We start from the raw sequence: 24,435 nt of genomic DNA, 5'->3' as shown, positions 1-24,435 counted from the left end.
AATTTGCCGACCTCGGAGTGGACGCCGTAGTGCGATGCGGGTGTCGTCATGATGTGCCTTTCGTGTGGTCCGGATGGTGGTGCGCAGTGGGGTCGTCGACGTAGTACGAATGTCGTTCGTGTTCTGGCTCGTCGAAGATGTCCTCCGAACCCGTTGCAAGATAGATGATTCCGCCGATCGCGCCGACGAGGAACACTCCGAACAGCGCTGCTTCCGCCGGCCGGAAGACACGCAGCTTCTGTTCACGGCGTGCGATGACGTACAGAATGGTGCCCGGCGCGTAGAGGATGCACGACAGCAGGAGCTTGTCCCACCCTGCGGCCCAGACGAGAAAACCGGTGTAGATCACCGCGACTGCCGCGATCACCATGTCGACCGCGCGGGGGCTGCCGTCGATCTCGCGTTCGCGGCTGCCATAGGTTTCGCGGGTCAGTGTCAATTTCAACATGTATGCGGCTGCCAGTAGATAGGGGAGCAACGCCAGTGCCGCGGTGAGATCGAGCATGAAGTCGAGGCCGTCGTCGACGAACAGGATCAGGATCAGCAGCAGCTGCACGAGTCCGGTTGCGAAGATCAGCGCGGGCACCGGTGCGCCGGCCTTGTTCTCGCGTCCGAGGAACCGCGGCATGTCGTTGCTACGCGCGGGTATGTAGAGGACCTCGGCGGCCATGAGTGTCCAGGCGAGGTACGCGCCGAGTACCGACAGGATGACGCCGATTCGGATGAATATCGAACCCCACTCGCCCACAAGTGATTCCAACACCGAAGCCATCGACGGCTGGTCGATGTTCGCAAGCTCTCCCTGCGGCATCGCTCCGTAGGAGACCAGTGTCACCAGTGCGAAGACACCGAGAACCCCGACGAAACCGAGAACCGTTGCACGACCCACGTCTTCACGCTTCCGCGCGAAGCGCGAGTACATGCTGGCACCCTCGATGCCGAGGAACACGAAGACCGTGATCAGCATCGTCCCCTTGACCTGCTCCCACAGCGACCCTACTTCGATGCCGTTGCCGCCCCAGAAGTTGTCGGAGAAGTACCCCGCGTCGAGCATGATCAGTGCCAGCACGATGAACACGAGGATGGGCACCACCTTGGCGATCGTGGCGATGCGGTTGATGATGGCTGCCTGCTGCACCCCGCGGCTGATCAGCCAGAAGAACAGCCACAATCCGATCGAGGACAGGACCACGGCCAGGACCGTCGAACCGTCGCCGAGTGCGGGGAACAATGCACTCGTTGTCGCCATGATCAGCACCCAATACGACGTGTTTCCCGCGCACGCGGACGCCCAGAAGCCGAACGCGGAATTGAAGCCGACGTAATCGCCGAATCCGGCCTTGGCGTAAGCGAAGATGCCGGCGTCGAGTGTTGGCTTGCGCACTGCGAGGCGCTGGAAGACGAAGGCCAGCATCAGCATTCCGGTACCGGCGATCGCCCACGCGATGAGGGCGCCGAGCACGCCGGTCTCGGTGCCGAATCGCCTGGGAAGCAGAAAGACTCCCGACCCGACCATCGAACCGACCACCATCGCCGTCAGGGTCGGCAGGTTGACCTTCTGGTCCGCGTCAGTCGTCGTGGTGGCTGATCCTGTAGTCGCCATGCCTGCTCCTGGGTTCAGTATGTCGGCGGGTCAATAGTGCCTCCTGGTGGCGGCAGGGGTAGGCCGAACGTGTGTCCGCACTTCGGGGGTCACGGGGGCCTGGAGTCCGCCGACATCGCAGGTCAGTGATGGTCGCAGTCCTCAGTTCGCGTGCCGTGCACCGAATGTTCACCACACGCGTCGAGGTGCATTTCTACCGTTGTCCCATGGCTGTCACGCCGAATCACAGAACCGAGCCAACCGCTCGACGTTCCGTTCTTCGCGTCACCGTGCTCTGGCTCGCCGTCGTGCTGGCGCTGTTGCTTCTGATCAGCGCGGTGAGCGTCATCGGACGAGGATTCAGGCTGTTGGGCGACGACCGCGCGCATCAACTCTTCGCTTTCGCCGGGAATCCTTTTGTGGGGCTTGCCGTCGGGGTGCTCGCAACGGTGATCGTCCAGTCGTCGACGACTGTGACGGCCATCGTCGTCACCGCCGTCGGAACAGGCGCGTTGACAGTCAACGAGTCGGTTCCCATCATCATGGGCTCGAATGTCGGGACGACGGTCACCTGTACGTTCGTCGCACTCGGATTCGTCGGTGCGCGCGAGGAGTTTCGTCGAGCATTGATGGCATCGACGATTCACGACTTCTTCAATGTGCTGGCGCTCGTCATCTTCTTTCCACTTGAACTGATCTTCCATCCCCTCGCGCGAATCTCCGGGTGGCTCACTGATCTGCTCTATGGCAGCAGTCTTCCCGATCCGTCGAACATGAATGTGATCCGCTGGTTGACGCGGCCGGTGGTGACACTCGTCGTCGATGTCGTCGGACGAATCGGAACCGTCTATGTCGGTGCACTTCTCGTGGTTGTCGTCGGGATCGCCATGATCTTTGTCGCGATCAGATTCCTGTCGCGGTTACTCAAGGTTCTGATGGTCGGGCGAGCTCGCGACGCACTGATGGTCGCCGTTGATCGAGGTCCGCTGCGCGCGATGCTCACCGGATTCGGTGTGACAGTGATGACGCAGTCGTCGACCGTGACGAACACGATTCTCGTGCCCTTCGTCGGGACAGGAGCGATCACTCCGAAGCAGGTCTACCCGGTGACGCTCGGTGCCAACCTCGGCACCACGCTGACAGCGCTGCTCGCGGCATTCGCGGTCACCGGTTCCAACGCCAAGACCGGTTTGCAGACCGCCCTGGTGCATGTCGTCTACAACGTCGCCGCAGTGGCGGTCATATTCGGGATTCCGTTCCTGCGCCGAATCCCGCTCCGCTGCGCGGCGTGGCTCGCCGATCGATCGGTCGACAGCAAGAGATTCCTGGCGACCTATCTGGTCGTCGTGTTCATCGTGTTGCCCATGTCGGTGATTCTGTTGAGCCTTGTCTTCTGAGCCGGTTCCTTCGATTCGCAGGTCCCGTGCGGGCCACCCAGTCCGCGACAGCGACCGATTCGGACACGGGGCGTAGGTCTCTACTTCTCCCGTCCGGCCAGCAGAAACACGCGTGCTCTGGGATCATCTGTGCACGTAGTAGTGCGGAGGTGCATCTCATGGTGGATTCGATGCTCACGCAGCGGACGCCCCTGCCGTCGCCGAACGCCACCGGCGCCGCTCACCCGCCTTCTGGTGCGGCGTCTGCTCGCTCGCGTCACCGGCACCCGGCTGCGCGTCATCCCGCACATCGTGCCGCCGACAGGCCTACTGCCCGCTCGTCTGTCCCGACCCCGCCCGCGTCCTATTCGGTCGGGGTGACCGGGGTGCTGCGTTCGGCGGCTCTTGTCTGGTCCGGTGTGATGCCGGTGGCCCAGTTCATCGCCTACTCCGATTCGGTGCACTCCTTCGACAGCGCGATGCTGATCCGCGGGTTGTTCGTCGCGCACGCGCTCTGCTGGGTGGCAACTCTGACCACTCGGTCGACAATGTGGGCGCCGGTGATGACCTGGTCGATGATCTGCGTGGGGCTCGCGGTGTCGGCGGAGCCCACCGATGTCGCCGCGCTGCGCATCGTGCTGAACGTGTGCCTCTGCGTCGGCATTGTCGCTGCCCTCGTGGGAGCGAAACGGACGGCTCTGTCCGTGGCCGGTGCGCTGTCTGGAGCGGCATCGGTTGCCATCGCGGTGAACTACCTGGCGCTCCAGGGCACTCCGGAGACCGGGCTCGGCCGGGTCGCGCAGTACTACGCGCTCGCGATACCTGTGTACACGGTGTGTTCCACCGCGGCCGTCGCTCTTCTGGCCGCAGGATGGCGCGACATCGCCGAGTTGACCGACCGTCATCGCGCGTCTCGCGAGCACAGTGAGCGCGCGATGGTCCGCGGAATCGCGAAGGCCGAACTCGGTAGTCATCAATCGCGCGTCCTGCACGACACCGTCGTGAACACCCTCGGCGCGGTGGCAAATGGTGCGGTGGTCAGCGATCGCGAGGGTCTCCGTGAGCGGTGCCGTGCTGATGTTGCAGCAATCGATGCCCTCGAAGAGTTCCGGATACCCGGCGTTGCGACGGTCTCGGACCTCATCAGCTATGCGGGGACTCTGGACATCGACCTCGTGGTGCACGACCGCGCTGCGCTCGACGCACTCATCGCACGACAACCGCTGTGGCGACGACAAGAGATCGTGGGTCTCCTCGGCGAGTCGATCACCAACGCCGCCAAGCACTCGCAAGTCGATCGCGTCAGTGTCTCGGTCGACGGGTTGGCGGGACAGGTCGCCATCAGGGACGAGGGGGTGGGAACCGCAGACACCGCGGCCCTCGTTGCGGCACTGGATCTTCGCGCGCGAGATGGGATGACGCTTGTCGACGTCGAGTCGGCTCCCGGCGCGGGAATGACGGTCACACTCACCGTGCCGCCGTTGCAGAGCGTCGAGGGCCGAAACGTTCTGGCCGACGCCGTCGCGGGGATCACGGTGCGACTCGTGCCGGTGCTGCTCGCCGAGTTTCTCGCTGTCGCCGCACTTGCCTCAGCGTTTCGGACCGGATGGTCGATGCATGCCATGATCCCGGCGCTCGTGGCATGGATGATCGTTGCGGCGGTGCTGGTCACGCTCACCGTCGCGCCCCGTCGAGACGGGCATCTGTCCGCACTCGTCGTCACGGCGGGCTACCTCGGAATGGTCGCCGCAGGTGTCGTTGCCGTGGCGGGACCGTTCATCGAAGCCACGTCGTCGGGCAACGGATTCATCTCGTCGAACATGTCGTGGCTCGGCGACGCGGCGGCAGGAGTGTGCATCTGTTTCATCCTCGTCGACGGCCGACGTGCCGTGATGTTGCCGCCCTTGGTGATCGGAGCGGCCGGTCTGACCGTCACGATGATGATCTCCGGACGCGCGGCGACGTCGGCGGTCGTCACATTGTTCGCCGACGCTCTGCTGATCGCGGTGTTCATGGTCGTGCGAACTCGGATGGCGGACATGGCCGCGGAGATCGAGAATCTGCATCGTCGTGAACTGCTCCGGCGTGAGGAGCTCGAGCGGTCCGCAGTCGAGGCGAGTTTTCATGCGGTACAGGGTCCGTCGTTGCTGTCGTCGGCGAGAGCCCTGCTGACCGAGCTCATCGCGGCGCCGGAGCGTTCCGCGGAGTACGAGACGCGCGCGGCGGCGCGCCACGAGGAGAGTCGTCTGCGAGCCCTGATCACGATTCCGGTCGGACAGGAGCCCCGATGGATGCCGGTGATCGAGATGGCCAGATCAGCTGGCGTCCTGCTCACGCTGCACTTCTTCGGCGGCGGCGGCGGCGGACGGCAGGCGGACGAGGACGTGGGCGACGAGGTCATCGGCGCAGTCGTCGACAGCGTCGGGGCAGCGCGAGCCGGCGAACGCGTGACGGTGGGGGTTTTCGCCGAGGATTCACCTGTGCGGGTGACCGTCGTCGCCGACAGTCTCAGCGGGGGCATCGTCGAGTTGGGAGGGGTGTGAGATGGCGCGTCTGGCACTCGTCGACGACCACACGCTCGTGCGCGAGGCGGTGGCTGCTCGGCTGACGGGGTGGGGACACGAGGTGGTGATGAGCGGACCCGACCTCGATCAGGTGATCGCGCGAGACGACGTCGATCTGGTGGTGCTCGATCTGGACCTGGGTGTCGCCGGTATCGCCGACGACGCGGTTGTGGCGGCTGTCGTGAACCGAGGTGTCGGGGTGATCGTGTTGTCGGCGTTGGCCAGTGCGCGTCACGTGCGACGCATGGTCGGTGCCGGTTGCTGTGCGGTGGTGTCCAAGCAGGACGAGCTGGCCGATCTGCAGTCTGCCGTCGACGCCGCGCTCGTTGGCGACATGTGGATGACGCCGACGCTTGCGAGAGCATTTCTCGAGGATCGCGGTGCGGGGCGACCTGAATTGTCGCGCAAGGAGATCGAGGCGTTACGCCTGTACGCGTGTGGCATGAAGCTAGACACTGTTGCGCGACGGATGGGCATCGCGCCCAGTACTGCCAAGCAGTACATCGATCGCGTTCGACACAAGTACGAGGTGCTCGGGCACCGCGCACGAACCAGATCCGAACTCTACAGTGCGGCAGTCGATGACGGCTTCATCCCCAGGGATGGGCAGCAGGTCTCACGCTGACGCTTCGAGCGCCTCGGCTTCGTCGGTGGAGAGTGTCTTGACCTTGAATCCCGTGAAACCGTAGATCACGCTGAGGATCGGACTCGCGTAACAGAAGACGGCGAAGGGCAGATAGGAGAGCGTGGCGACTCCGAGGACCGCGCCCATGAAGGCGCCGCAGGAGTTCCAAGGGATCAGCGGAGAGGTGACCGTTGCGCTGTCGGCGCACAGTCGTGAAAGGTTCGGTGGTGCAATCCGTCTCTGGATGAACACTGTCCGATAGATGCGACTCGGGAGAACAAGCGCGATGTACTGGTCGCCCGCCACGACGTTGAGGCCGAAACAGGTGGCGAACACTGTCAGAAAGAGTCGCCCGCGGGTCTTGGCTGCTGCGATCAGCGGGTCGATGATGCGATTGATGAGGCCGAACTTCTCCAGTAGTGCGCCGAAGGTCACCGCGCCGATGATCAGCCAGATCGTCAGCAGCATGCTGTCCATGCCGCCACGGGATACGAGGCGATCGATGTCCGCGACCCCTGTGCTTGCCTCGAAGCCGTTGGCCATCGCCTTCCACCCGGCCTGAAGCGCGCTGATGACCGGATTGGTCGACCCGTCGAACCCCGCGACGAATGCCGTCAGAGCGTCGTGCTGGGTGAACGGCGCCATGATCGCGGCGAACAGCGACGCGGTGAGGAGCGCGAGGTACGGCGGCCACTTCCGGACCGACAGCACGATCAGCAAGACAAGCGGTAGCAGGTTGAGCGGATTGATCCAGAACACGCCGTTGAGGCCCGCCAGTTCGACCTCTTCTCCGGGGGTCGGCGAAACGGCGGGCCCGGCCACACCGAGGATGGCGAAGACGATGCAGGCGATCGCGAAGGCCGGGAGCGATGTCCACGCCTGGTTCTTGATGTGTGTGTAGAGATCGACCTTCACCATTTGCGCTGTGAGAACAGTGGTTTCGGAGAGTGGTGAGAGCTTGTCACCGAGATAGGCTCCTGAGATCACCGCCCCGGCGCAGATCGCTGTGGACACCCCGAGAAGTCCCGCGATGCCGACGAGGCCGACTCCGATCGTGCCCGCGGTGGTCCACGAGCTCCCGATGGACATGGCGATGATGCCGCAGACGAGTGCCGCCGCGACGTAGAAATAGCCCGGCGACAGGATCTGGATGCCGTAGTACACCAACGTCGGAATCGTGCCCGACAGGTTCCAGGTACCGATCAGTGCGCCGACTGCGAGCAGGATGAACAGCGCTGATGTGATCGACGACAGGGCCCCGCGGCTTGCCTCCTCGACGTGGTCCCACCGATACCCGTTCTTGAACAGGATCAGGGTCACGATCGCGCAGCACAGGATGAGCGCGACCTGGAGAGGTCCGTCGAGCGCATCGAGTCCGAAGAGCGCCAGCGACCCGGCGATCAACACGGCGAGCGCGATGATCGGTACGAGGGCGTCGGCCATGCTCGGGGGGCGTGGCTCCGGTCGTGAGTCGGCCGAACGCGTACTGGTGCCGTGCTCCTCGGTCATCGCGTGTCCATCCCGTCGAGAAGTGATCTGGTGTGCGCGCTGGCAACACCGCTTCTCATTGTCACGTGTGGAGGCGATTCACATCGCGTGACCGCGGCACTGAGAATGACCGCAATTCGGGGGACAGGACCCGAGCACCTGTGCGCTCGACCTGCGGTGAGGTGTCAGATCACTCAGGGATGCACCGGGTTTCGACCCAGCTGTTGGCCGACGAGTGCAGCGAGGTTGTTCCCCACCAGGTTGACGAACGCGGGCCAGGTGTCGGGATTGAGTGCCATCGTCCCCTGATCGCTGGTACTGCAGCCACGTCGAACCGGCTTGCCGTCAAGTCTGTCGGCCATCCAGACCACCGCAGGAGCGAAACCCTCGACGGCCAGCGTGATGTGTTCGCTGAAGTGGTCGCGCGTGTAGGTGATGTCTGCGCCGGGTCTGCTGCAGTAGGTCTTCACCAGGGTGTTCACCGGTCCGACGGGTGCGATCCAGTCGGGATTGGACTGGTAGATGAACATCGGGAAGTCGGGGGTGGTGCGACCCATCTTCAACTCGTTCAAAACTCTTCGTGGCGTGGGATAGTCGAGTGGGTCGCCTGGCACATTGATCAGGCCCTTGATGTTGAGGAAGGGTGCCAGCGCGGCCTGATAGGTCAGGCAGAGCGGGTTCTTGGCTCCGATCAACGCCTTGCCGAGTGGATTCATGTGTGCCCGAAGGAAAGCCGCTAGTTCCGGGTACTCGCGGCTCACGCCGATGACACCTGCGAGTATCAGGCCCGACGCCGCGTTGTTGTTCGCCAGGTCGACCAGGGCCCGGATGTTCGCGGGAACGCCACCTTCCGCAGCGCCGACGATGGGCAGCTCGGGTGCGTAGGAACGATGGAGTTCCGACGCCCAACCGGTGGCGATGGCACCACCCGAGTAGCCCATCAGCCCGACGCGAAGATCATTCTTGAGTCCGAGCGGACGGAAGTTCCGCGCGCCGCGGATCGCGTCGAGGGTGATACGTCCGGCGAGGGGTCCTGCCGCGAATGCTGAATCAGGTCCCTGGTGATCGGGAATGACCACCGAATAGCCAGCTGCGACAAGCGATGTGATCTGTAGGAGCTCGAAGGTGGAGTCGACCGATCCGGTCAGGTTCCCCGGAATCGATGCCTGCTGTAGCGCGTAGGACGGAGCACAATACTGTGCCGTCGAATCCTCCGCGGATTGCCAGGAGACGAGCTTCGAGGGTCCGGGCTTGACCGGTCCGCGGGGCTTGAGCACGGTGGCGACCGATGCGATCGGTTCGCCGCGCGTGTTGGTCGAGCGGAACGAGTACTGCCAGCTGTCGACGTTCAGCGGAAAGATGGACAGCGCAGCGAGATTCACGCGGCGTGCTGCGATGAGTTCACCGGGCCTCTTCGCGGCGACGGTGGCGGCGGGCGGCTGATAGAAGGCCTTGTCGAACTCGGGGATCGCGGGCGGGACGGGGAAGGGGAGCGCGGGTGCGACAGGGACGGCGGCTGCGCTACCCGCGCCGGTGGTCACGAGCGCACACAGCACGAGGAGAACGGCGGTGACGACTCCGAGTAGGGGTGTCTGTGACCGGGTTCTGGCTCGCCGATCGTGTGACTGCTGGTTGTGTGTCCGCTGCAAGTGCACCTCTACCCGACCCACGTGTGCACACCTTTCGTCGACGACTCTCATGTGAGACACGTATGTCTCATAATTTCGACGACAGTATCGGGTTGTGGCGTCAGACACAAGAGTGGGGAATCGTCAGGTGAGTCACTCGGTAACGACAGCGACCCGGTCGACCGAGAAGCTCGACCCCGAGGCATACGCTCTTCCCGGGGGCGGGGAGCGTGCGCGTGAGGGGGCGAGGCCGAGCCTCTCATCTGTGAGACACGTATGTCTCACATCGGAAGCTTAAGCCAGGTCGTTCGCGGCGACAAATCATACGTGGACGATAGTGAACAGGTTCAGATCTCGGCGAATGCGAGCAGGATATCGGTGAGGACGTCGACCACTGTGTCGAGCGCATCAGGCTCGGGCGCCAGGCTCCAGCGGTGGACAACTGCGGTGAGGGCGCCGACGAAAGCGATTCCGAGTTGTCGGCCGCGGGCGTCTTCGGGGCGTCCGGCAAAGGTCGACATCGCGGCGACGAAGTAGTCCGCCCAGTCGTCACGACCCTCGAGTCGGTGTTGCTCGACACGCGGGCTGACACCGACGACCTGTACGAATGAGACTTCTGCCCGGCGTGGATCGGTGCCGACCGACTGCATGTACGCGCTCATCGCGGCGTTGGAGAGGTCGCGGACCTCCTGCGATGGCGATTGTGCCAAGGCCGACGCGACAGCATCGCGCGCTGCGCCCTGGATCTCGTCGTAGACGGCGATGAGAAGTTCTTCCCTGTCGGGGAACAACTCATAGAACTGACGGCGGGAGAGCCCCGCGGCCCGACATATCGAGGTGACAGACGACGCCGCGTAACCGGTAGAGGCGAACTCTTCGAGTGCGGCGTCGAGGAAGCGTCGACGGCGCTCGGCGAGCCGATCGGCAATGGGACGCCCGGCGTAGGTGCGCTGGGCCCGTTCAGTCGTCACCGGCTGGGTTGGCACGGTTCGGGCGTCACTGTGTCGGGGCGTCGAGGCGCTTGGCCCGAAGCTCGTGGCCCTTCGACGTCAGGCAGCGGCCCGACGGGAGGTCCCACTGCCAGCCGTGCAGATTGCAGGTGAGCTTCTCGCCCTCGATCACCCCGAACTTCGACAGGTCGGCCTTGAGGTGCGGGCAGCGGCGCTGAATCTCCCAGCCATCCTTGACGATCGACGCCGAGTCGTCGTGCGCTTCGGAGAACCAGCCGTCGGCGTAGGCGATCCGCTCGTCGGTGAGGCACTTGAAGAACGTGTAGAGGTACTCGTTGTAGCCGCCGATGCGCCACGTGGTGAAGCGCGTCGACAGGAAGATGGTGTTGACCCAGTCGGGCTCCTGATCGCGCAGCACGGTGCGAACCAGTTCGGGTGCGATCCGAAAACCGTAGCGGTACTTTCCTTCTCCCTCTTTGGGCTCGCGCACGATGCGATTGGGGAAGTCGAGTACGACGGTCTGCGCCTGTGGGTGATCGGCGCCGTCCTTACTGTGGAAGTCCGGCGTGATCACCAGGCCCACCGGGTATCCGATGCCGTCGCAGATCAGATCCGACTGTGCCATGATCGGCTCGAACAATTCGCGCAGTGGTTCGAGGAGTGACTCGCCGTCGTCGACGGCCCAGGTCTGCTTCTGCGCCGCGATGACCGGCGCGAACTTCTCCTTCATCCGCTCGAGATAGGCCTGCTTGTTCTCGCCGAAGACGTCGTGCGGCGCGTACGGGTGGCTGACCTCATCGAGCGTCGAACCGGTGAAGCGGGCGGTCGAGCCCGACACCATCATCAGACCGCGATGACGCTCACCGTCGTCGGTGCCGTGGATGCGCATCTGCTCCAGGAAGGTCTCCTGGTCGGGGAAGATCGACGTCACATCGCCCGGGCGGGCGTTCTGAGACGGATCGTCGATCCCGGAGCCGAAGTCGTTCAGGGCGAACAGGTCGTCGTCGAGGAACATCGGTGGGCCGGCCGAGGGGATCACCCAGGTGGCTCCGACCTGTTCGATGTAGGAGCGGGCGCGGTCCATGCCGCGTTGGCGCTTCTGTGCGGCGAAGTTGGCCTTGGAGCGCTTCGGGATGTCGTAGACCATCGGGTACCAGATGGCGCCCGAGTACTGCAGCATGTGGACATCGACGTGGCCGAACTGGTCGGCGATGACGTCGAGGTCGATGGGCCGGGCGTCGTTCATGTTGAAGGCGGTGGTCTCGCCGTCTGAGACGACGAGCCCTGAGTCGCCGATCGGGCCGTCGGCCGGTGCGCGCAACGCGATGATCATGACGTCGAGGTCGCCCTTGGGGCCGGAGACCGTCGTCTTGACCGAATCGGTGGTCTCGACGAACTTCGTGAAGCCGAGCTTCTCGAGTTCGCGCTTGAGGTCGGGGACCGGATAGTCGGGGAGCAGGACGGTGGCGTCCTTGCTGACGTTCTCGCGCAGGTTGCGCTCGTCGAAGTGGTCGAGGTGCAGGTGTGAGACGTAGAGGTAGTCACACTGACCGAGTGCCTTCCAGTCCAGCTCGGAGTTGTCGGGAAACGGCACCCACGACGCGAAGTACGTCGGATTGGTCCAGGGGTCGCAGAGGATCGAACCGGCGTTGGTCTGGAGGTGGAAACCGGCGTGTCCGATGCTGGTGATCTGCACGTGGGGCCTTTCGTGTTCGCGCGGGCTGTTCTCGGTGGCTAGTGCGCGCGGCGGAGCTCTCGACCATCCAATCTATCGAGTGGGCGCAACTCGCGTCGTGGGCCTCAAGGCCCGACCATCGACGGTCGCGATCTGACAACTATTCATGCGCATCAGTGCAAGTAAGTGACGCCTCTCTCCAGAGAGGATTGTGTCAACGGTCACACCGCTGGAGGGTGGCCGGCCCAGATGCAGTTCGACCAGAGGGGATGCGCGATGACCGCAGTTGACGAGACGATCCGGCCCGAGCTGTCGGCAGGAGCCAGAACACAACTGCTCGTGGACGGCACCTGGCGTGACGCGGCCGGAGGTGAGACCTTCGAGGATCTGAACCCCGCGACGGCGACCGTGTTGGCCAGTATCGCGGCGGCAACCCCGCGCGATGTCGACGACGCGGTGCGTGCAGCGCGGGCGAGCCTCGACGGTGAGTGGGGCGCGACGCCCGGTGCGGCACGCGGTGCAATCCTCAACCGGGTCGCGGATCTGATCGACCGTGACGCCGAGACGCTCGCCCACCTGGAGGCGCTCGACGTGGGCAAGCCCGTCGGCCAGCCGGGGATGCTCGATGTGCCCAACGCGGCTGCGACCTTCCGTCACTTCGCCGGCTGGGCCGACAAGATCACGGGTGAGACGATCCCGACGGCGGGCTATTTCGGTCAGCCCACACACTCGTACACCGTGCGCGAACCGGTCGGTGTGATCGGTGCGATCATCCCGTGGAACACGCCGCTGATGATCGCGGCATGGAAGATCGCACCGGCGTTGGCGGCGGGCAACACGATGGTGGTCAAGCCGCCGGAGGATGCGCCGTTGTCGATTCTCCACCTCGCCGGTCTCCTGCAGGAGGCCGGACTGCCCGACGGCGTGGTCAACGTACTTCCCGGGCTCGGCGACGTGACGGGCGAAGCGATCGTGACCCACCCCGACGTCAACAAGGTCAGCTTCACCGGCAGCCCACGCGTGGGCAAGCACATCGCCCGCGCAGCAGCGGAGACATTCAAGCGTGTGACTCTCGAACTCGGCGGAAAGTCGCCCCAGATCATCCTTGCCGACGCCGACCTGGAGGCCGCGATCAACGGCACGGCCATGGGTCTGTTCTTCAACCAGGGTGAGGTGTGTGCCGCGGGCACGAGGATCTTCGTGCACAGGTCTGTGTACGACCAGGTGGTCGAAGGATTGGCCGCGGCGGCGGCTGCGCAGGTGGTCGGCGACCCGCTCGATCCTGCGACCACCATGGGAGCGCTGGTGAATGCGCGGCAACTCGACACCGTGCTCTCCTACATCGAGAGCGGCAAGGAGCAGGGCGCGCGACTCGCGGCCGGTGGCGCGCGGGCCGAGGGCGATGGATTCTTCGTGCGCCCAACCATATTCGCCGATGCGACCAACGACATGAAGATCGCTCGTGAGGAGATCTTCGGTCCTGTGGGAACCGTGATCGCTTTCGACGACGTGGATGACGCCATCGCGATGGCCAACGACACCGATTACGGTCTCGCGGCGTCGATCTGGACACGCGACGTTTCACTCGCGCACTCGCTGGCGGGCAGGGTTCGTGCCGGTGCTGTGTGGGTCAATGGCTGGGCTGCAATAGATCCTGCGCTTCCCTGGGGAGGGATGAAGACCAGCGGGGTGGGCCGCGAACTCGGATGGGCGGGCATCCTCGCCAATACCGAGGAGAAGGTCGTCACCGTCGTCCTCTGACGTCAGGCCGATGTCGATTGATTTTTGTAATGCACACTGCAACAACATTTCTGGGAGGATTATCCGTGAAAACGCAAGCAGCAGTACTGTGGGAGCCCGGTCAGGACTGGCAGATCGAGGAACTCGAACTCGACGCTCCCCGGTGGGGTGAGGTGAAGGTCGAGCTCGCGGCATCGGGCATGTGTCACTCGGACGAGCACGTCCGCGACGGCAGCGTACCGGTCGGGATGTACCCCTACATCGGCGGTCACGAGGGGGCCGGTGTCGTGACGGAGATCGGCCCGGGTGTCAAAAGCGTCGAGGTCGGCGATCACGTCGCGCTGGGGTTCATCCCCGCGTGCGGGCGTTGCCCGTCGTGTGCCAAGGGCATGTCCAGCATCTGCGATCTCGGTGCGAACCTCCTTGCGGGGGTCCAGCTCTCCGATGGCACCGCACGCCATCACGTCAACGGGCAGGATGCGGGGCTGATGTGTCTGCTCGGCACGTTCGCGCCGGTCACCGTCGTCAACGAGGCCTCGTGCGTGAAACTCACCAACGACATCCCGCTCGACAAGGCTGCACTCGTCGGTTGTGGTGTGACCACGGGCTGGGGTTCTTCGGTGTACGCGGCCGGTGTCTCTGCAGGTGAAACCGTCGTGGTGCTGGGAATGGGCGGCGTCGGCTGCGGTGCCGTGCAAGGAGCGGCGCTCGCGGGCGCACGGCACGTCGTTCTGGTGGATCCGTCACCCTTCAAGCGTGAGCAGGCCAAGGTGTTCGGGGCGACGCACGCGGTGGCGACGGTCGACGAGGCGCTCGAACTCCTGCAGGAGATCACCTGGGGTCAGCTTGCCGACAAGGTGCTGATCACGGTCGACGTCGCCCGAGGCGAGCTCGTCGGCCAGGCGATGAGTCTCGTCGCGAAAGGTGGCGTCTGCGTTCAGGTGTCGGTCGGTGACCTGACCGCCACTGATGTCACGATGAGCCTCTTCGATCTGACCGCGATGCGAAAGACGTTCAAGGGCGCGTGGTTCGGGAACGCCAACATCCGGTTCGACATCCCGCACCTGTTGCGGCTGTACATGGAGGGCCAACTCAAGCTCGACGAGATGATCACGCATACCTACTCTCTCGATCAGGTCAACGAGGGATACGCGGCCATGCGGAGAGCGGAGAACATCCGCGGCGTGATCATGTACTGAGCGGGAGACTCTCATGTCAGAACTGCGCACTCCGCTGGTGTGTCTCCACGGACTGACCGGAAGTCCACGGAACTGGGATTCGATTCGGCAGTCGGTGGAGGAATACCACCGGGTTGTCACGCCGACGATTCCCGGTCACCGCGACGGACCAGACTTCGTTGCGCGTGAGGGTGTCTCGGCAGTGAACGTCCTGGCGGACGGCATCGAACAGCAGCTGGATTCGGCCGGTGTCGGTGACGCGCATCTGGTCGGGAACTCGCTCGGCGGTTGGCTCGCACTCGAACTCGCGGCGCGCGGGAGAGCCCGATCGGTCGTGTGTCTGTCGCCTGCTTTCGGTTGGTCGAAAGGAGCACACGTCGAGGCCGTGTTCCGGGGTTTCGAGGTGGGTCGGCGGGTGTACCGTGCAGTCGGCCCGGTCGGAGCAGCCGTGACCAGGTCACGGGCTGCCCGGAAGATGTTGTTCGGCAAAGTGATACACAGAACCGATCAACTGGATTCTGTGTCGGCGGTAGGAATCATCGACGACAACCTCGCCTGTCGCGCCTTCCACCCGCTCATCGCAGCCTTCCGCACCGAGCCGCTTCCGGAATTGGGGCCGATCGATGTGCCGGTCACACTCGCGTGGGGGACCGACGACGTGTTGATTCCGGAATCGGCCTTCGGTACCCGTTTTGCCGAACTGGTGCCGAAGGCCGAGCGTCGCAGCATCGCAGGGGTCGGGCATGTACCCATGTATGACGATCCCGACGCCGTCTGCGCCGAGATACTGCGTGTAACCGCGTGATTCGTCGGTATCCCATACAGCCGTGCGCTTCATCCGCGGTGTGAACAGACCGTTCACACCGCGGATGACGAAGTCATACCGCGGCGTGCGACCAATGCTCTACTGCCTGTCGCGATACTCCCGCGGACTCATCCCGTATGTGCTCTTGAACAGCTTGGAGAAGTGGGCTGCGTCGACCAGTCCATTCGACGCAGCGATGTCGCCGATGCTTCGGTGAGCCTGACGGGGATCGGCGAGATCGCGTCGACTGCGCGCCAGCCGCCGTTGCCGGATGAAGCCGGACACCGTCTGGCCATCGTGCGCGAACAGCTTCTGTAGCTGACGGACCGAGATGTGATGTTTCGCAGCCACCGCGGCCGGCGACAAGGTGATGTCGCCGAGAGTGCTCTCGATGTAGGAGCGCGCCGACATCAACACTGTTTCTCCGCTGCCGAGGTGGTTGGGTGTGGCCGCGCGTAGTGCCGCACTGACCAGGTCGGCGACTGCTTCGGTGACAAGCGGATTGTCGGTGGCATCCGAATGCGGCTGTCGGACCTGCTCATCGAGCGAGGTGAGTACGGGCCGCAGCAGTGCACCGATTCCGGTCGACGATGCGATGGTTCTGGCTGTCGCATCGCGCAATTCGTTCTCTCCGATGCGTATCGCGGCGCGGCCGACCACTGCGACGAGCATCTCGAAGGAATCGTTCAACGACAGCTCGTAGCAATGGCTGGTGTCGTAGACCGCGATATCCCCGGGGCTGAGCGCTGCGACACGGCCGTGCTGTGTGACGGTCGAATGACCACGAACCTGCAGGGCGACCTTGATCACGCCGGGGTCGGAGCGACGTATGGTGATCGGCGAACGCCGAATACGCGCTCGGGAGCCGATCACTCCGGACATCTGGAGCTCACCGAGGTCCGCGCTGGAGAGCGCGCCGCGGAAGGGCTCGCCGTGGCCCTGGAGCGGGATGGCATCAAGCGGAACGAACGCCGACGAAACCGCCTCGCGCCATTCATCGAACCCCGCATCCCGGAGTATCTGGGGCGAAGGTTCGCGAGTGGTCCGCATCGTCGTCTAGTCCTTGGGTCGGTTGTCCACCAGTCGCTTCGCTTTCCCTGTCGAACGCTGCAGGGAGCCCGGCTCGGCGATCATGACGTCTACGGTAACGCCGATGCGATTCTTGATGAGTCGTTTCAGGTTTGCCGCGGCAGGGGCTCGGTGGTGTTCGGCGACATCGGGCCGGTACTCGACGCGGACGGTCAACGTGTCCATGCGACCGGGGCGGTCGAGTACACACTGGAATTGTGGAGCCAGTGCCGGTTCGGTGAGGATCAATTCCTCGATCTGGGTGGGGAAGAGGTTGACGCCACGCAGGATGATCATGTCGTCGGTTCGGCCGGTCACCTTCTGCATCCGCCGCATGGTGCGCGCAGTACCCGGGAGCAGCCGGGTGAGGTCGCGGGTGCGGTACCTGATGATTGGCATGGCTTCTTTGGTGAGCGAGGTGAAGACCAGTTCGCCCTCCTCGCCGTCCGGCAGGACCTCACCTGTCATGGGGTCGATGATCTCCGGGTAGAAGTGGTCCTCCCAGATGTGCAGCCCGTCTTTCGTTTCCACGCACTCCTGCGCAACGCCCGGACCCATCACCTCCGACAGGCCGTAGATGTCGACGGCGTCCATCGCGAGGGTGGCTTCGAGTTCCGTCCGCATCTGCTCGGTCCACGGCTCGGCGCCGAACACCCCGGTGCGTAGCGAGGTTTTCGCGGGATCGATGCCCTGGCGCTGCATGGCGTCGACGATGGTCAGCATGTACGACGGCGTCACCATGATCGCGTCGGGCTCGAAGTCCTCGATGAGCTGAATCTGCCGTTCGGTCATACCGCCCGACATCGGAATCACCGTGCAGCCCAGACGTTCTGCACCATAGTGGGCACCGAGCCCGCCGGTGAACAGCCCGTAGCCATAGGCGACGTGCACCTTGTCACTCGGTCTGACTCCCGCCGCGCGCAGACTGCGCGCAACCAGGTCGGCCCAGTTGTCGAGATCCCGACTCGTGTAGCCGACGACGGTGGGTCGTCCGGTGGTTCCCGACGACGCGTGCAGGCGGGAGATCTCGTCCTGCGCAACCGCGAACATGCCGAACGGATAGTTGTTGCGCAGGTCGGCCTTTGCGGTGAACGGGAAGAGCGCGAGATCGCCGAGACTCTTCAGGTCGTTCGGGTGAACACCCTTGGCATCGAACGCTTGTCGATAGTGCGGAACGTTGTCGTATGCGTGCTGCAGCGTCCAGCGCAGGCGCTCGAGTTGGAGTGCGCTGATCTCGTCGCGGGAAGCGAACTCGATCTCGGACGTGTCGTGTCCGCCGGTGGAGGTAGGAAGTGTGGTGGTCATCGTGGGCTCCGTGGTGAGGATTGTGGACTGTGTGGGATCGTGCTGAGCCGAGCGGGGCCGGGCGAGAACAGTGGCGTGGGTCAGCTGTCGAAGTCGACGGCGACGGTGTCACTGACCGGATAGGTCTGACAGGTCAGGACAAACCCCGCGTCGACCTCGGACTGCTCGAGCGCGTAGTTGCGCACCATGTCGACCTCGCCGCAGGTGATCTTTGCGCGACAGGTGCCGCACACGCCTCCCTTGCACGCGAACGGGAGGTCCGCGCGCAGCGTTTCTCCGGATTCGAGGATCGTCTCGTCGCGAGCGAGTGTCCCGGTGACCGATCGTCCGTCGAGTGTGAGGGTGACCTCGCTCGTGGGTCCGGAACCGGTTGACTCGCGGTGGCGGGCGACAGGTGGTGGAACTGCCTCGACGTAGAACAGCTCGTTGTGGATACGAACGGCGTCGACGCCACGTTCGGCCAGAGATCGCTTGGCCCCCTCGACCATGTCGAGTGGTCCGCAGAGCCAGAAGTCGTCGACATCGTCAGTGGGAACGACGGTGTCGAGGATCGAGTCGAGGCGCTCGCGGTCGAGACGCCCGCTGAACAGTTCGACTTCACGCGGTTCCCGGGACAGCACGTGGATGATGTCGAACCTCGGGCCGTACTCGTCTTTGAGATCGGCGAGTTCTTCGGCGAACATGACCGATCGCGTACGGCGATTGACGTAGATGACGGTGACCTGCGCGTCGGAGTGCTCCAGGAGTGACGACGCGATCGAGAGCATCGGTGTGATGCCCGAACCCGCCGCGATCAGCAGATGTCTGCCACCCGCGTGCGGGTCGGCGTAGAAGGTTCCGCTCGGTGCCATCACGTCGATCTGATCGCCCGCGCGGACCTCGTGGACGAGCCACGAGGAGAAGAGGCCGCCATCGATCTCGCGTACACCGACTCGTGGCGCGGTACCGACGGGTGCGCAGATCGAGTAGGACCGGCGATGCTCGACGCCGTCGACAACCCGACGGAGCGTGAGTGACTCGCCGGGTCGGAAGGCGAAGTGCTCGGTGAGGTCAGCGGGGACCTCGAACGTCACGGCGGCGGCGTCGTCGCACAGCTGCTCGACGTCGGCGACGGTGAGGGTGTGAAAGTCTCGTGAGCGTGCCGACGGCCTGCTCTGTGTCGACCCGGTGGCCATGGTGGTGGACATCGTCAGATCTCCTTGACGTGGTCGAACGGTTCCGCGCATTCGATACAGCGGTAGTGCGCCTTACAGAGTGTTGCGCCGAACTCGGAAACGAGAGTCGTTGCAGCCGAGCCGCAGTGAGGACATTCGACGTCGCGGGGGCGAGCGGTCAACGTGAGCGGTATCGGTCCGGTGGTGCGCCGTGGGGCAGGTCCCGGCGCGGAGTAGCCGGCGGCAACGAGCTTGCGGCGCCCGGTGGCAGTGATCCAGTCGGTCGTCCACGCCGGTTCGAGCTGGGTGACGATCTCGACGTCACGGTAGCCGTGACGGGCAAGCGCGGATTCTATGTCGGATCTAATGGTCGCCATGGCGGGGCACCCGGAGTAGGTAGGGGTGATCAGCACTCTGACGAGGTCGTCCGCCACTGTCACGTCGCGCACGATACCGAGGTCGGCGAGAGTGACCATCGGCATCTCCGGGTCGAGGACAGCTCCGACGACCTCCGCGGGTGTCGATGTGTATGGGTCAGCCATTGTGGCGCTTGTCATCTCACCACGACGCTTCGGGATGTGCACGGGCAACGCTCTGCATTTCGGCGAGCAGGTGGCCGAGGAACTCGGTGTGCGCGCCGTCTCGACCGGCACGTCCTCCGAGTCTGCCCGCGGTGGCGGTTTCAGGAGCATCGACTTCCGCGGCGGAGAAGATGTGCTCGAGAACGTCGTCGAATTCCATTCGGACAGTGCGCGGGTCGACGCCGACGCCGACCGCGGCGAGCTCGAGCTCGTCGGCGGTGGGTTCGAACAACTCGTTCACGTACGGCCAGATCCGTTCCAGCCCTTCGATGAGTCGACGACGCGATTCGTCGGTACCGCAGCCGAACGTGACCATCCATCGCGCTGCGTAGTCGCGGTGATAGGTCAACTCCTTGACGCCCTTTCGCGCGACCGCCGCCAGTACGGGGTCACGCGAGTCGCGTAGTCGGGCGAACAGCGCCAGGCGCCAGGCCGACAGGATTGTCAGCCACGCCATCGACTGTGCGAAGTCTCCGTTCTCGATCTCGACAATGCGTACGTTACGGAAGTCGTTCTCATCGCGGAAGAACGCCAATGCGTCCTCGGGTGGCGCGGGCGATGTCGGGGTGACGAAGGGCACGAGCGAGGCGTCTGCCGCTGCTGCGCGTGCGAAGAGCAGTCGGGTCTGACCGAGGAGGTCGAGCGCCACATTGGCGATGGCCACCTCCTCCTCGAGCTCCGGGGCGTGGGTGGTCCATTCAGTCAATCGCTGCGCGGCGACGAGGGCGTCGTCGCCGAGCATGAGGCAGTATCGGCCCAGGGCCGCGGTGTCGACATCGTCGGGGACCGTGGTGTCCACACCGGCGAGCGGGTCGTCGAAGCTCGTGCCGAAAGCCCACTGTCCATGCTGGTCTTCGGGGATGTCGTGTGTGTCGACGAGGCCCTGGTAAGCGTTGTCGTGATCTGTCATCGTCGTATCGCTCTCACATGTGCGGGACGTTGTCGGGGATGTCGTAGAACGTGGGATGCCGGTAGACCTTGTCGCCGCTCGGCGCGAAGAACGGGTCCTTTTCCGACGGACTCGACGCGGTGATATCGGCGGACCTGACCACCCAGATGCTGACGCCCTCGTTGCGGCGGGTGTAGACGTCGCGCGCATGCCGAAGGGCCATCTCATCATCTGCAGCGTGCAGTGAACCGACATGCACGTGGTTGAGTCCGCGCTTTCCCCGCACGAACACCTCGTACAGCGGCCATTCTGCTTTGATCTGACTCATTTGCTCATCTCCTGTTCGTGGTCGGTGCGGTGTTGGCGGGCAGCGAAGGCCGCGGCGGCCTCGCGGACCCACGCACCGTTGTCGTGGGCTGCGCGACGTACGCGGATGCGCTCATGGTTGAGTGGCCCGTCCCCTTTGACCACGGCGGTGAACTCACTCCAGTCCGGCTCACCGAAGTCATAGGACTCGCGGTCGGGGTTCCAGGTGAGGTCGGGGTCGGGGAGTGTGACGCCGAGCGCCTGTGCCTGCGGCACGGTCATGTCGACGAAGCGCTGGCGCAGTTCATCGTTGCTGTGTCGCTTGATGTGCCAGGCCATCGACTGTTCTGTGTTCGGCGACTGTTCGTCGGGCGGGCCGAACATCATCAGCGCCGGCCACCAGAACCGGTTGACTGATTCCTGCACCATCTCCCGTTGGGCGTCGGTGCCGCCCATCATGACGGTCAGTAGTTCGTAACCCTGACGCTGGTGGAAGGACTCCTCTTTGCAGACCCGGATCATTGCGCGACCATATGGACCGAAAGAGCTGCGGCACAGCGGAACCTGGTTGCAGATTGCCGCACCGTCGACGAGCCAGCCAATGGTACCGACATCGGCGAAGGTCAGCGTCGGATAGTTGAAGATCGACGAGTATTTCTGCCTGCCCGACAACAGTTTGTCGACGAGATCGTCGCGGTCGGCGCCGAGTGTCTCGGCGGCAGAGTAAAGGTAGAGCCCGTGGCCTGCCTCGTCCTGGACCTTCGCGGTCAGGATTGCCTTGCGCCGCAGCGATGGTGCGCGCGTCAGCCAGTTGCCTTCCGGCTGCATCCCGATGATCTCCGAATGCGCGTGCTGGGCAATCTGGCGGATGAGGGTCTTGCGATAGCCGTCAGGCATCCAGTCGCGCGGCTCGATCCGCTGGTCGTCGGCGATCGTCTGGTCGAAAACGGTGAGGAGCTCGTCCTCTGTCGGGCTGTCCGCGTGCGATGTGGTCATGGGTGGCAATTCCTTGGGCTGGAGTCGAACGGTGTTCTCGGGTCGGGATCGTGGTGCTGTCAGTGGCCGACGAACCGGGGCTTCTCTTTGGCGAGGAACGCCTCCACGGCCGCCCGATGATCGGTGGTCTGACCGAGCATGCGTTGTGCTGCTGCCTCGCGGTCGAGCGCATCGTCGAGACCGGTATCGGGTGCGTGAACCAGGCGGGCGATCTCGCGGAATGCGGCCGTGGGTCCGGACGCGAGCCGATTGGCGAGCTCTGTTGCGGTGGCACGTACCGCGTCGTCCTCGACCACTCGATGGACGAGGCCCCAATCGAGTGCCTGCGCTGCGGGTACGCGATCGCCGAGCATGAGCAGTCCGGTTGCGCGACTCGGGCCGAGAAGTCGTACGAGTTGATAGCTCAAGCCGGAATCCGCGGCCAGGCCGATTCCCGCGAATGCGGTGGCGAAGCTCGACGATTCTCCTGCGACGCGGATGTCGCCGGCCAGTGCGATACCGAATCCCGCACCTACACAAGCACCCTGGATGCCGACGACCACCGGTACGTCGATCGCGGTGAGTGCTCGTACCAGTGGGTTGTAGTCGTCGACGACCGTGTCCATGGCAGACGCCGGCGACGCCTCCAGGGCGCTCACGTGTTCCGCGAGATCCTGCCCGACGCAGAAGTTCTTTCCGTCGGCGAGGAGAAGTAGTGCACGAACGGAGTCATCGTCGGCGGCGGATTCGAGTGCCGCGCGCAAGGCCGTCTTGGTGGAGCGGTCCAGAGCGTTGTGCGCACCGGGCCGGGCGAGGGTCACGGTCAGCACACCGTCGTCGACGGACGTGGTGACGGTCTCGGTGGTCATTACCTGTTCCATTCGTAGAATCCCTTTCCGGACTTTCGGCCAAGCTCGCCGCGAGCAACCTTGTCGCGCAGCAACTGTGGCGGTGCGAAACGATCGCCGAGCGTCGTCGCGAGATGTTCGGCGATCGCCAGGCGGACGTCGAGACCGACGAGATCGGTGGAACGCAACGGGCCCATCGGATGCCGATAACCCAGTTCCATGGCGCGGTCGATGGACTCGGCGTCGGCAACACCTTCTTCGACCATGCGGATCGCCTCGAGTCCGAGGCAGACACCGAGTCGGCTGGTGGCGAAGCCGGGTGAATCATTGACGACCACCGCGGACTTGCCGAGACCTTGGACCCAGGTGCGAACCGCGGCGGTGGTCGACTCCGATGTCGCCGGTGCTCGCACGATCTCGACGAGATCGGATACCGGCACCGGGTTGAAGAAGTGCATGCCGATGAACCGTGCGGGGTCCTCGAGTGCCGTCCCGAGCTCACTGATGGACAACGAGCTGGTGTTGCTGGCGATGATTGTCGAGGCACTCACCGTCTTGCCGACGATGCCGAGTACCTCGACCTTGAGTACCGGGTCTTCCGGCACTGCTTCGACGACGAGGTCGGCGTCGGACGGGATGTCCTCGGGTGCGCCGACGAACGTCACCCGGGAGAGCACCTCGGCCGCCGGCTGTCCGCCAAGGGCGTCACGCTCGGTTGCGCGATCGAGACCGATGCGGACACGCTCGGCTGCCGCGTCGCGATCGGCGGCTTCGGCGACAGTCACCGACGAGCCGGCGGTGGCGAAGACCTGGGCGATTCCCGCGCCCATGCGGCCGCCACCGATCACTGCGACACGAGACGGGGTGGGCGAGCTCATTTCTTCCTCTCCAAAAAGTTGGTCATGCGCGTGCGCTTGTCGTCGGTTTCGAAGAGCACTGCCTGCGCGACGTCGGTGGCCCAGGCGTGATCGCCAGGCGCGTCGATGACCGTTTTCGACAAGCGGACCGCGAGCGGGGCCTGACGGGTGATGCGATCGACTACGCCGTGGGCCGCATTGAGCGGATCGTCGACGACGTCCATGACGAGGCCGAACCGCAATGCGGCGTCGGCATCGAGGTTGCGCCCGCCGAGCAGGACCTGCTTCGCCACCGACATGCCGACGAGGTCGGGAAGGCGGTAGCTCGCCCCCGCCGCCGCGAGGATGCCGAGACCGGGCTCGGGGTTGCCGAACACCGCGGTGGACGAAGCGATCCTGATGTCGCAGGCGTACGCCAGTTCTGCACCGCCACCGAGTGCGTAGCCCGACACCGCCGCGACCGTGGGTAACGGGAGTCGAGCGACACGGTCGAAGAGGCGACGATTGATACCGGCGAGTGCGTCATCACGATTGCGTGCGCGCAACTCGGCTATGTCGGCACCCCCCGCGAAATGGTCACCATCGCCGACGACGATGACCGGTTTGGGGTCGCGCTCGATGACTGCGCATGCGCTGTGAAGTTCGTCGATCATGTCGCCGCTGATCGCGTTGCGTTGCTGCGGTCGTGTCAGTGTCACCACATAGCGGTCCCGGGTGGCTTCTACCCGGATCAGCGAGAAGTCAGAGGCCGAAGTCTCGTGCGTGTCGCAAGTCACTTGCTGTGACATACGGAATCTCCCTCACGTTGTGGACATCTTCATTAATAACCGACTGTTTGGTC

21 protein-coding genes are annotated in these 24,435 nt (G+C 64.4%); 6 read left to right on the top strand and 15 right to left on the bottom strand.

Annotated features, from left to right (window positions below; all coding sequences use genetic code 11):
• Positions 1-46 precede the first annotated feature (46 nt).
• Entirely contained in the window at positions 47-1,603 is a 1,557-nt protein-coding gene (locus GOOTI_RS09205) for a basic amino acid/polyamine antiporter (protein ID WP_007238310.1), read from the bottom strand.
• Between the two features lie 206 nt (positions 1,604-1,809).
• Here GOOTI_RS09205 and GOOTI_RS09200 point away from each other — a divergent pair, with 206 nt between their 5' ends.
• The 3 genes from GOOTI_RS09200 to GOOTI_RS09185 all read left to right on the top strand — a co-directional run bounded on the left by GOOTI_RS09200 (position 1,810) and on the right by GOOTI_RS09185 (position 6,147).
• On the top strand, positions 1,810-2,979 hold the full coding sequence (locus GOOTI_RS09200; RefSeq protein ID WP_169315805.1) for a Na/Pi symporter: 1,170 nt from the start codon (positions 1,810-1,812) through the stop codon (positions 2,977-2,979).
• A 158-nt stretch (positions 2,980-3,137) separates the two neighbouring features.
• On the top strand, positions 3,138-5,501 hold the full coding sequence (locus GOOTI_RS09190; RefSeq protein ID WP_138985233.1) for a sensor histidine kinase: 2,364 nt from the start codon (positions 3,138-3,140) through the stop codon (positions 5,499-5,501).
• Position 5,502: 1 nt separating this feature from the next.
• On the top strand, positions 5,503-6,147 hold the full coding sequence (locus GOOTI_RS09185) for a helix-turn-helix transcriptional regulator (RefSeq protein WP_007238306.1): 645 nt from the start codon (positions 5,503-5,505) through the stop codon (positions 6,145-6,147).
• Here the strand turns inward: GOOTI_RS09185 and nhaC are convergent.
• The 4 genes from nhaC to GOOTI_RS09165 all read right to left on the bottom strand — a co-directional run bounded on the left by nhaC (position 6,139) and on the right by GOOTI_RS09165 (position 11,909).
• Entirely contained in the window at positions 6,139-7,656 is a 1,518-nt protein-coding gene (nhaC, locus tag GOOTI_RS09180) for a Na+/H+ antiporter NhaC (protein ID WP_007238305.1), read from the bottom strand. The genes GOOTI_RS09185 and nhaC overlap by 9 nt on opposite strands.
• 173 nt (positions 7,657-7,829) lie before the next feature.
• Entirely contained in the window at positions 7,830-9,191 is a 1,362-nt protein-coding gene (locus tag GOOTI_RS09175; protein ID WP_138985235.1) for a lipase family protein, read from the bottom strand.
• A gap of 419 nt (positions 9,192-9,610) precedes the next feature.
• Positions 9,611-10,249 carry a TetR/AcrR family transcriptional regulator gene (locus tag GOOTI_RS09170; RefSeq protein WP_007238303.1) on the bottom strand — a complete coding sequence of 213 codons (639 nt, stop codon included), beginning with the start codon at positions 10,247-10,249 and terminating at the stop codon, positions 9,611-9,613.
• A 10-nt stretch (positions 10,250-10,259) separates the two neighbouring features.
• Positions 10,260-11,909, bottom strand: a complete 1,650-nt coding sequence (locus tag GOOTI_RS09165; protein WP_007238302.1) for a Rieske 2Fe-2S domain-containing protein — start codon at positions 11,907-11,909, stop codon at positions 10,260-10,262.
• Positions 11,910-12,164: 255 nt separating this feature from the next.
• On the opposite strand from GOOTI_RS09165, the gene styD reads away from it, so the two are divergent.
• From styD to GOOTI_RS09150, 3 genes are all read left to right on the top strand, one after another.
• Complete coding sequence (styD, locus tag GOOTI_RS09160; protein WP_007238301.1) at positions 12,165-13,649, top strand: phenylacetaldehyde dehydrogenase StyD; 1,485 nt, start codon at positions 12,165-12,167, stop codon at positions 13,647-13,649.
• Between the two features lie 65 nt (positions 13,650-13,714).
• Complete coding sequence (locus tag GOOTI_RS09155) at positions 13,715-14,827, top strand: NDMA-dependent alcohol dehydrogenase (protein WP_007238300.1); 1,113 nt, start codon at positions 13,715-13,717, stop codon at positions 14,825-14,827.
• Positions 14,828-14,840: 13 nt separating this feature from the next.
• Complete coding sequence (locus GOOTI_RS09150) at positions 14,841-15,611, top strand: alpha/beta fold hydrolase (RefSeq protein ID WP_007238299.1); 771 nt, start codon at positions 14,841-14,843, stop codon at positions 15,609-15,611.
• 99 nt (positions 15,612-15,710) lie between these two features.
• Here GOOTI_RS09150 and GOOTI_RS09145 read toward each other — a convergent pair whose 3' ends face one another.
• The 10 genes from GOOTI_RS09145 to GOOTI_RS09100 all read right to left on the bottom strand — a co-directional run bounded on the left by GOOTI_RS09145 (position 15,711) and on the right by GOOTI_RS09100 (position 24,382).
• Positions 15,711-16,661 carry an AraC-like ligand-binding domain-containing protein gene (locus GOOTI_RS09145; protein WP_007238298.1) on the bottom strand — a complete coding sequence of 317 codons (951 nt, stop codon included), beginning with the start codon at positions 16,659-16,661 and terminating at the stop codon, positions 15,711-15,713.
• Positions 16,662-16,667: 6 nt separating this feature from the next.
• The gene (paaK, locus tag GOOTI_RS09140; RefSeq protein ID WP_007238297.1) at positions 16,668-17,984 is read right to left on the bottom strand and encodes a phenylacetate--CoA ligase PaaK; all 1,317 of its coding nucleotides are present in this window, start codon (positions 17,982-17,984) and stop codon (positions 16,668-16,670) included.
• An 80-nt stretch (positions 17,985-18,064) separates the two neighbouring features.
• The gene (gene paaE, locus GOOTI_RS09135) at positions 18,065-19,171 is read right to left on the bottom strand and encodes a 1,2-phenylacetyl-CoA epoxidase subunit PaaE (protein WP_007238296.1); all 1,107 of its coding nucleotides are present in this window, start codon (positions 19,169-19,171) and stop codon (positions 18,065-18,067) included.
• Positions 19,172-19,173: 2 nt separating this feature from the next.
• Positions 19,174-19,680, bottom strand: coding sequence for a 1,2-phenylacetyl-CoA epoxidase subunit PaaD (gene paaD / locus GOOTI_RS09130; RefSeq protein WP_007238295.1), 507 nt, complete (start codon positions 19,678-19,680; stop codon positions 19,174-19,176).
• Between the two features lie 16 nt (positions 19,681-19,696).
• Entirely contained in the window at positions 19,697-20,629 is a 933-nt protein-coding gene (gene paaC, locus GOOTI_RS09125; RefSeq protein ID WP_007238294.1) for a 1,2-phenylacetyl-CoA epoxidase subunit PaaC, read from the bottom strand.
• Between the two features lie 13 nt (positions 20,630-20,642).
• Positions 20,643-20,936: a 1,2-phenylacetyl-CoA epoxidase subunit PaaB gene (paaB, locus tag GOOTI_RS09120; protein WP_005178890.1), complete on the bottom strand. Its 294-nt coding sequence runs from the start codon at positions 20,934-20,936 to the stop codon at positions 20,643-20,645.
• Positions 20,933-21,910 (bottom strand): 1,2-phenylacetyl-CoA epoxidase subunit PaaA, encoded by a 978-nt coding sequence (paaA, locus tag GOOTI_RS09115; protein WP_007238293.1) that lies wholly within the window; start codon positions 21,908-21,910, stop codon positions 20,933-20,935. The genes paaB and paaA overlap by 4 nt, the downstream gene beginning before the upstream one ends.
• 59 nt (positions 21,911-21,969) lie before the next feature.
• Entirely contained in the window at positions 21,970-22,758 is a 789-nt protein-coding gene (locus GOOTI_RS09110; protein ID WP_007238292.1) for an enoyl-CoA hydratase-related protein, read from the bottom strand.
• Positions 22,758-23,615, bottom strand: coding sequence for a 3-hydroxyacyl-CoA dehydrogenase family protein (locus GOOTI_RS09105; protein WP_005178898.1), 858 nt, complete (start codon positions 23,613-23,615; stop codon positions 22,758-22,760). The genes GOOTI_RS09110 and GOOTI_RS09105 overlap by 1 nt, the downstream gene beginning before the upstream one ends.
• On the bottom strand, positions 23,612-24,382 hold the full coding sequence (locus tag GOOTI_RS09100) for an enoyl-CoA hydratase/isomerase family protein (protein WP_007238291.1): 771 nt from the start codon (positions 24,380-24,382) through the stop codon (positions 23,612-23,614). The genes GOOTI_RS09105 and GOOTI_RS09100 overlap by 4 nt, the downstream gene beginning before the upstream one ends.
• Between the last annotated feature and the right edge of the window lie 53 nt (positions 24,383-24,435).

The sequence above is a fragment of the Gordonia otitidis NBRC 100426 genome, assembly GCF_000248075.1.
Lineage (GTDB): Bacteria > Actinomycetota > Actinomycetes > Mycobacteriales > Mycobacteriaceae > Gordonia > Gordonia otitidis.
Note: the sequence above shows the minus strand (reverse complement) of the source record. Positions and strands in the feature narration are given on the sequence as shown.

Excerpts from the sequence above, each read along its gene's own strand:
- paaB (WP_005178890.1), bottom strand. The coding sequence starts at position 20,936 with ATGAGTCAGATCAAAGCAGAATGGCCGCTGTACGAGGTGTTCGTGCGG.
- GOOTI_RS09105 (WP_005178898.1), bottom strand. The coding sequence starts at position 23,615 with ATGAGCTCGCCCACCCCGTCTCGTGTCGCAGTGATCGGTGGCGGCCGC.
- paaA (WP_007238293.1), bottom strand. The coding sequence starts at position 21,910 with ATGACCACATCGCACGCGGACAGCCCGACAGAGGACGAGCTCCTCACC.
- GOOTI_RS09200 (WP_169315805.1), top strand. The coding sequence starts at position 1,810 with ATGGCTGTCACGCCGAATCACAGAACCGAGCCAACCGCTCGACGTTCC.
- paaE (WP_007238296.1), bottom strand. The coding sequence starts at position 19,171 with ATGTCCACCACCATGGCCACCGGGTCGACACAGAGCAGGCCGTCGGCA.
- GOOTI_RS09110 (WP_007238292.1), bottom strand. The coding sequence starts at position 22,758 with ATGACCACCGAGACCGTCACCACGTCCGTCGACGACGGTGTGCTGACC.
- paaC (WP_007238294.1), bottom strand. The coding sequence starts at position 20,629 with ATGACAGATCACGACAACGCTTACCAGGGCCTCGTCGACACACACGAC.
- styD (WP_007238301.1), top strand. The coding sequence starts at position 12,165 with ATGACCGCAGTTGACGAGACGATCCGGCCCGAGCTGTCGGCAGGAGCC.
- paaD (WP_007238295.1), bottom strand. The coding sequence starts at position 19,680 with ATGGCTGACCCATACACATCGACACCCGCGGAGGTCGTCGGAGCTGTC.
- GOOTI_RS09190 (WP_138985233.1), top strand. The coding sequence starts at position 3,138 with ATGGTGGATTCGATGCTCACGCAGCGGACGCCCCTGCCGTCGCCGAAC.
- GOOTI_RS09185 (WP_007238306.1), top strand. The coding sequence starts at position 5,503 with ATGGCGCGTCTGGCACTCGTCGACGACCACACGCTCGTGCGCGAGGCG.
- paaK (WP_007238297.1), bottom strand. The coding sequence starts at position 17,984 with ATGACCACCACACTTCCTACCTCCACCGGCGGACACGACACGTCCGAG.
- GOOTI_RS09150 (WP_007238299.1), top strand. The coding sequence starts at position 14,841 with ATGTCAGAACTGCGCACTCCGCTGGTGTGTCTCCACGGACTGACCGGA.
- nhaC (WP_007238305.1), bottom strand. The coding sequence starts at position 7,656 with ATGACCGAGGAGCACGGCACCAGTACGCGTTCGGCCGACTCACGACCG.
- GOOTI_RS09145 (WP_007238298.1), bottom strand. The coding sequence starts at position 16,661 with ATGCGGACCACTCGCGAACCTTCGCCCCAGATACTCCGGGATGCGGGG.
- GOOTI_RS09205 (WP_007238310.1), bottom strand. The coding sequence starts at position 1,603 with ATGGCGACTACAGGATCAGCCACCACGACGACTGACGCGGACCAGAAG.
- GOOTI_RS09100 (WP_007238291.1), bottom strand. The coding sequence starts at position 24,382 with ATGTCACAGCAAGTGACTTGCGACACGCACGAGACTTCGGCCTCTGAC.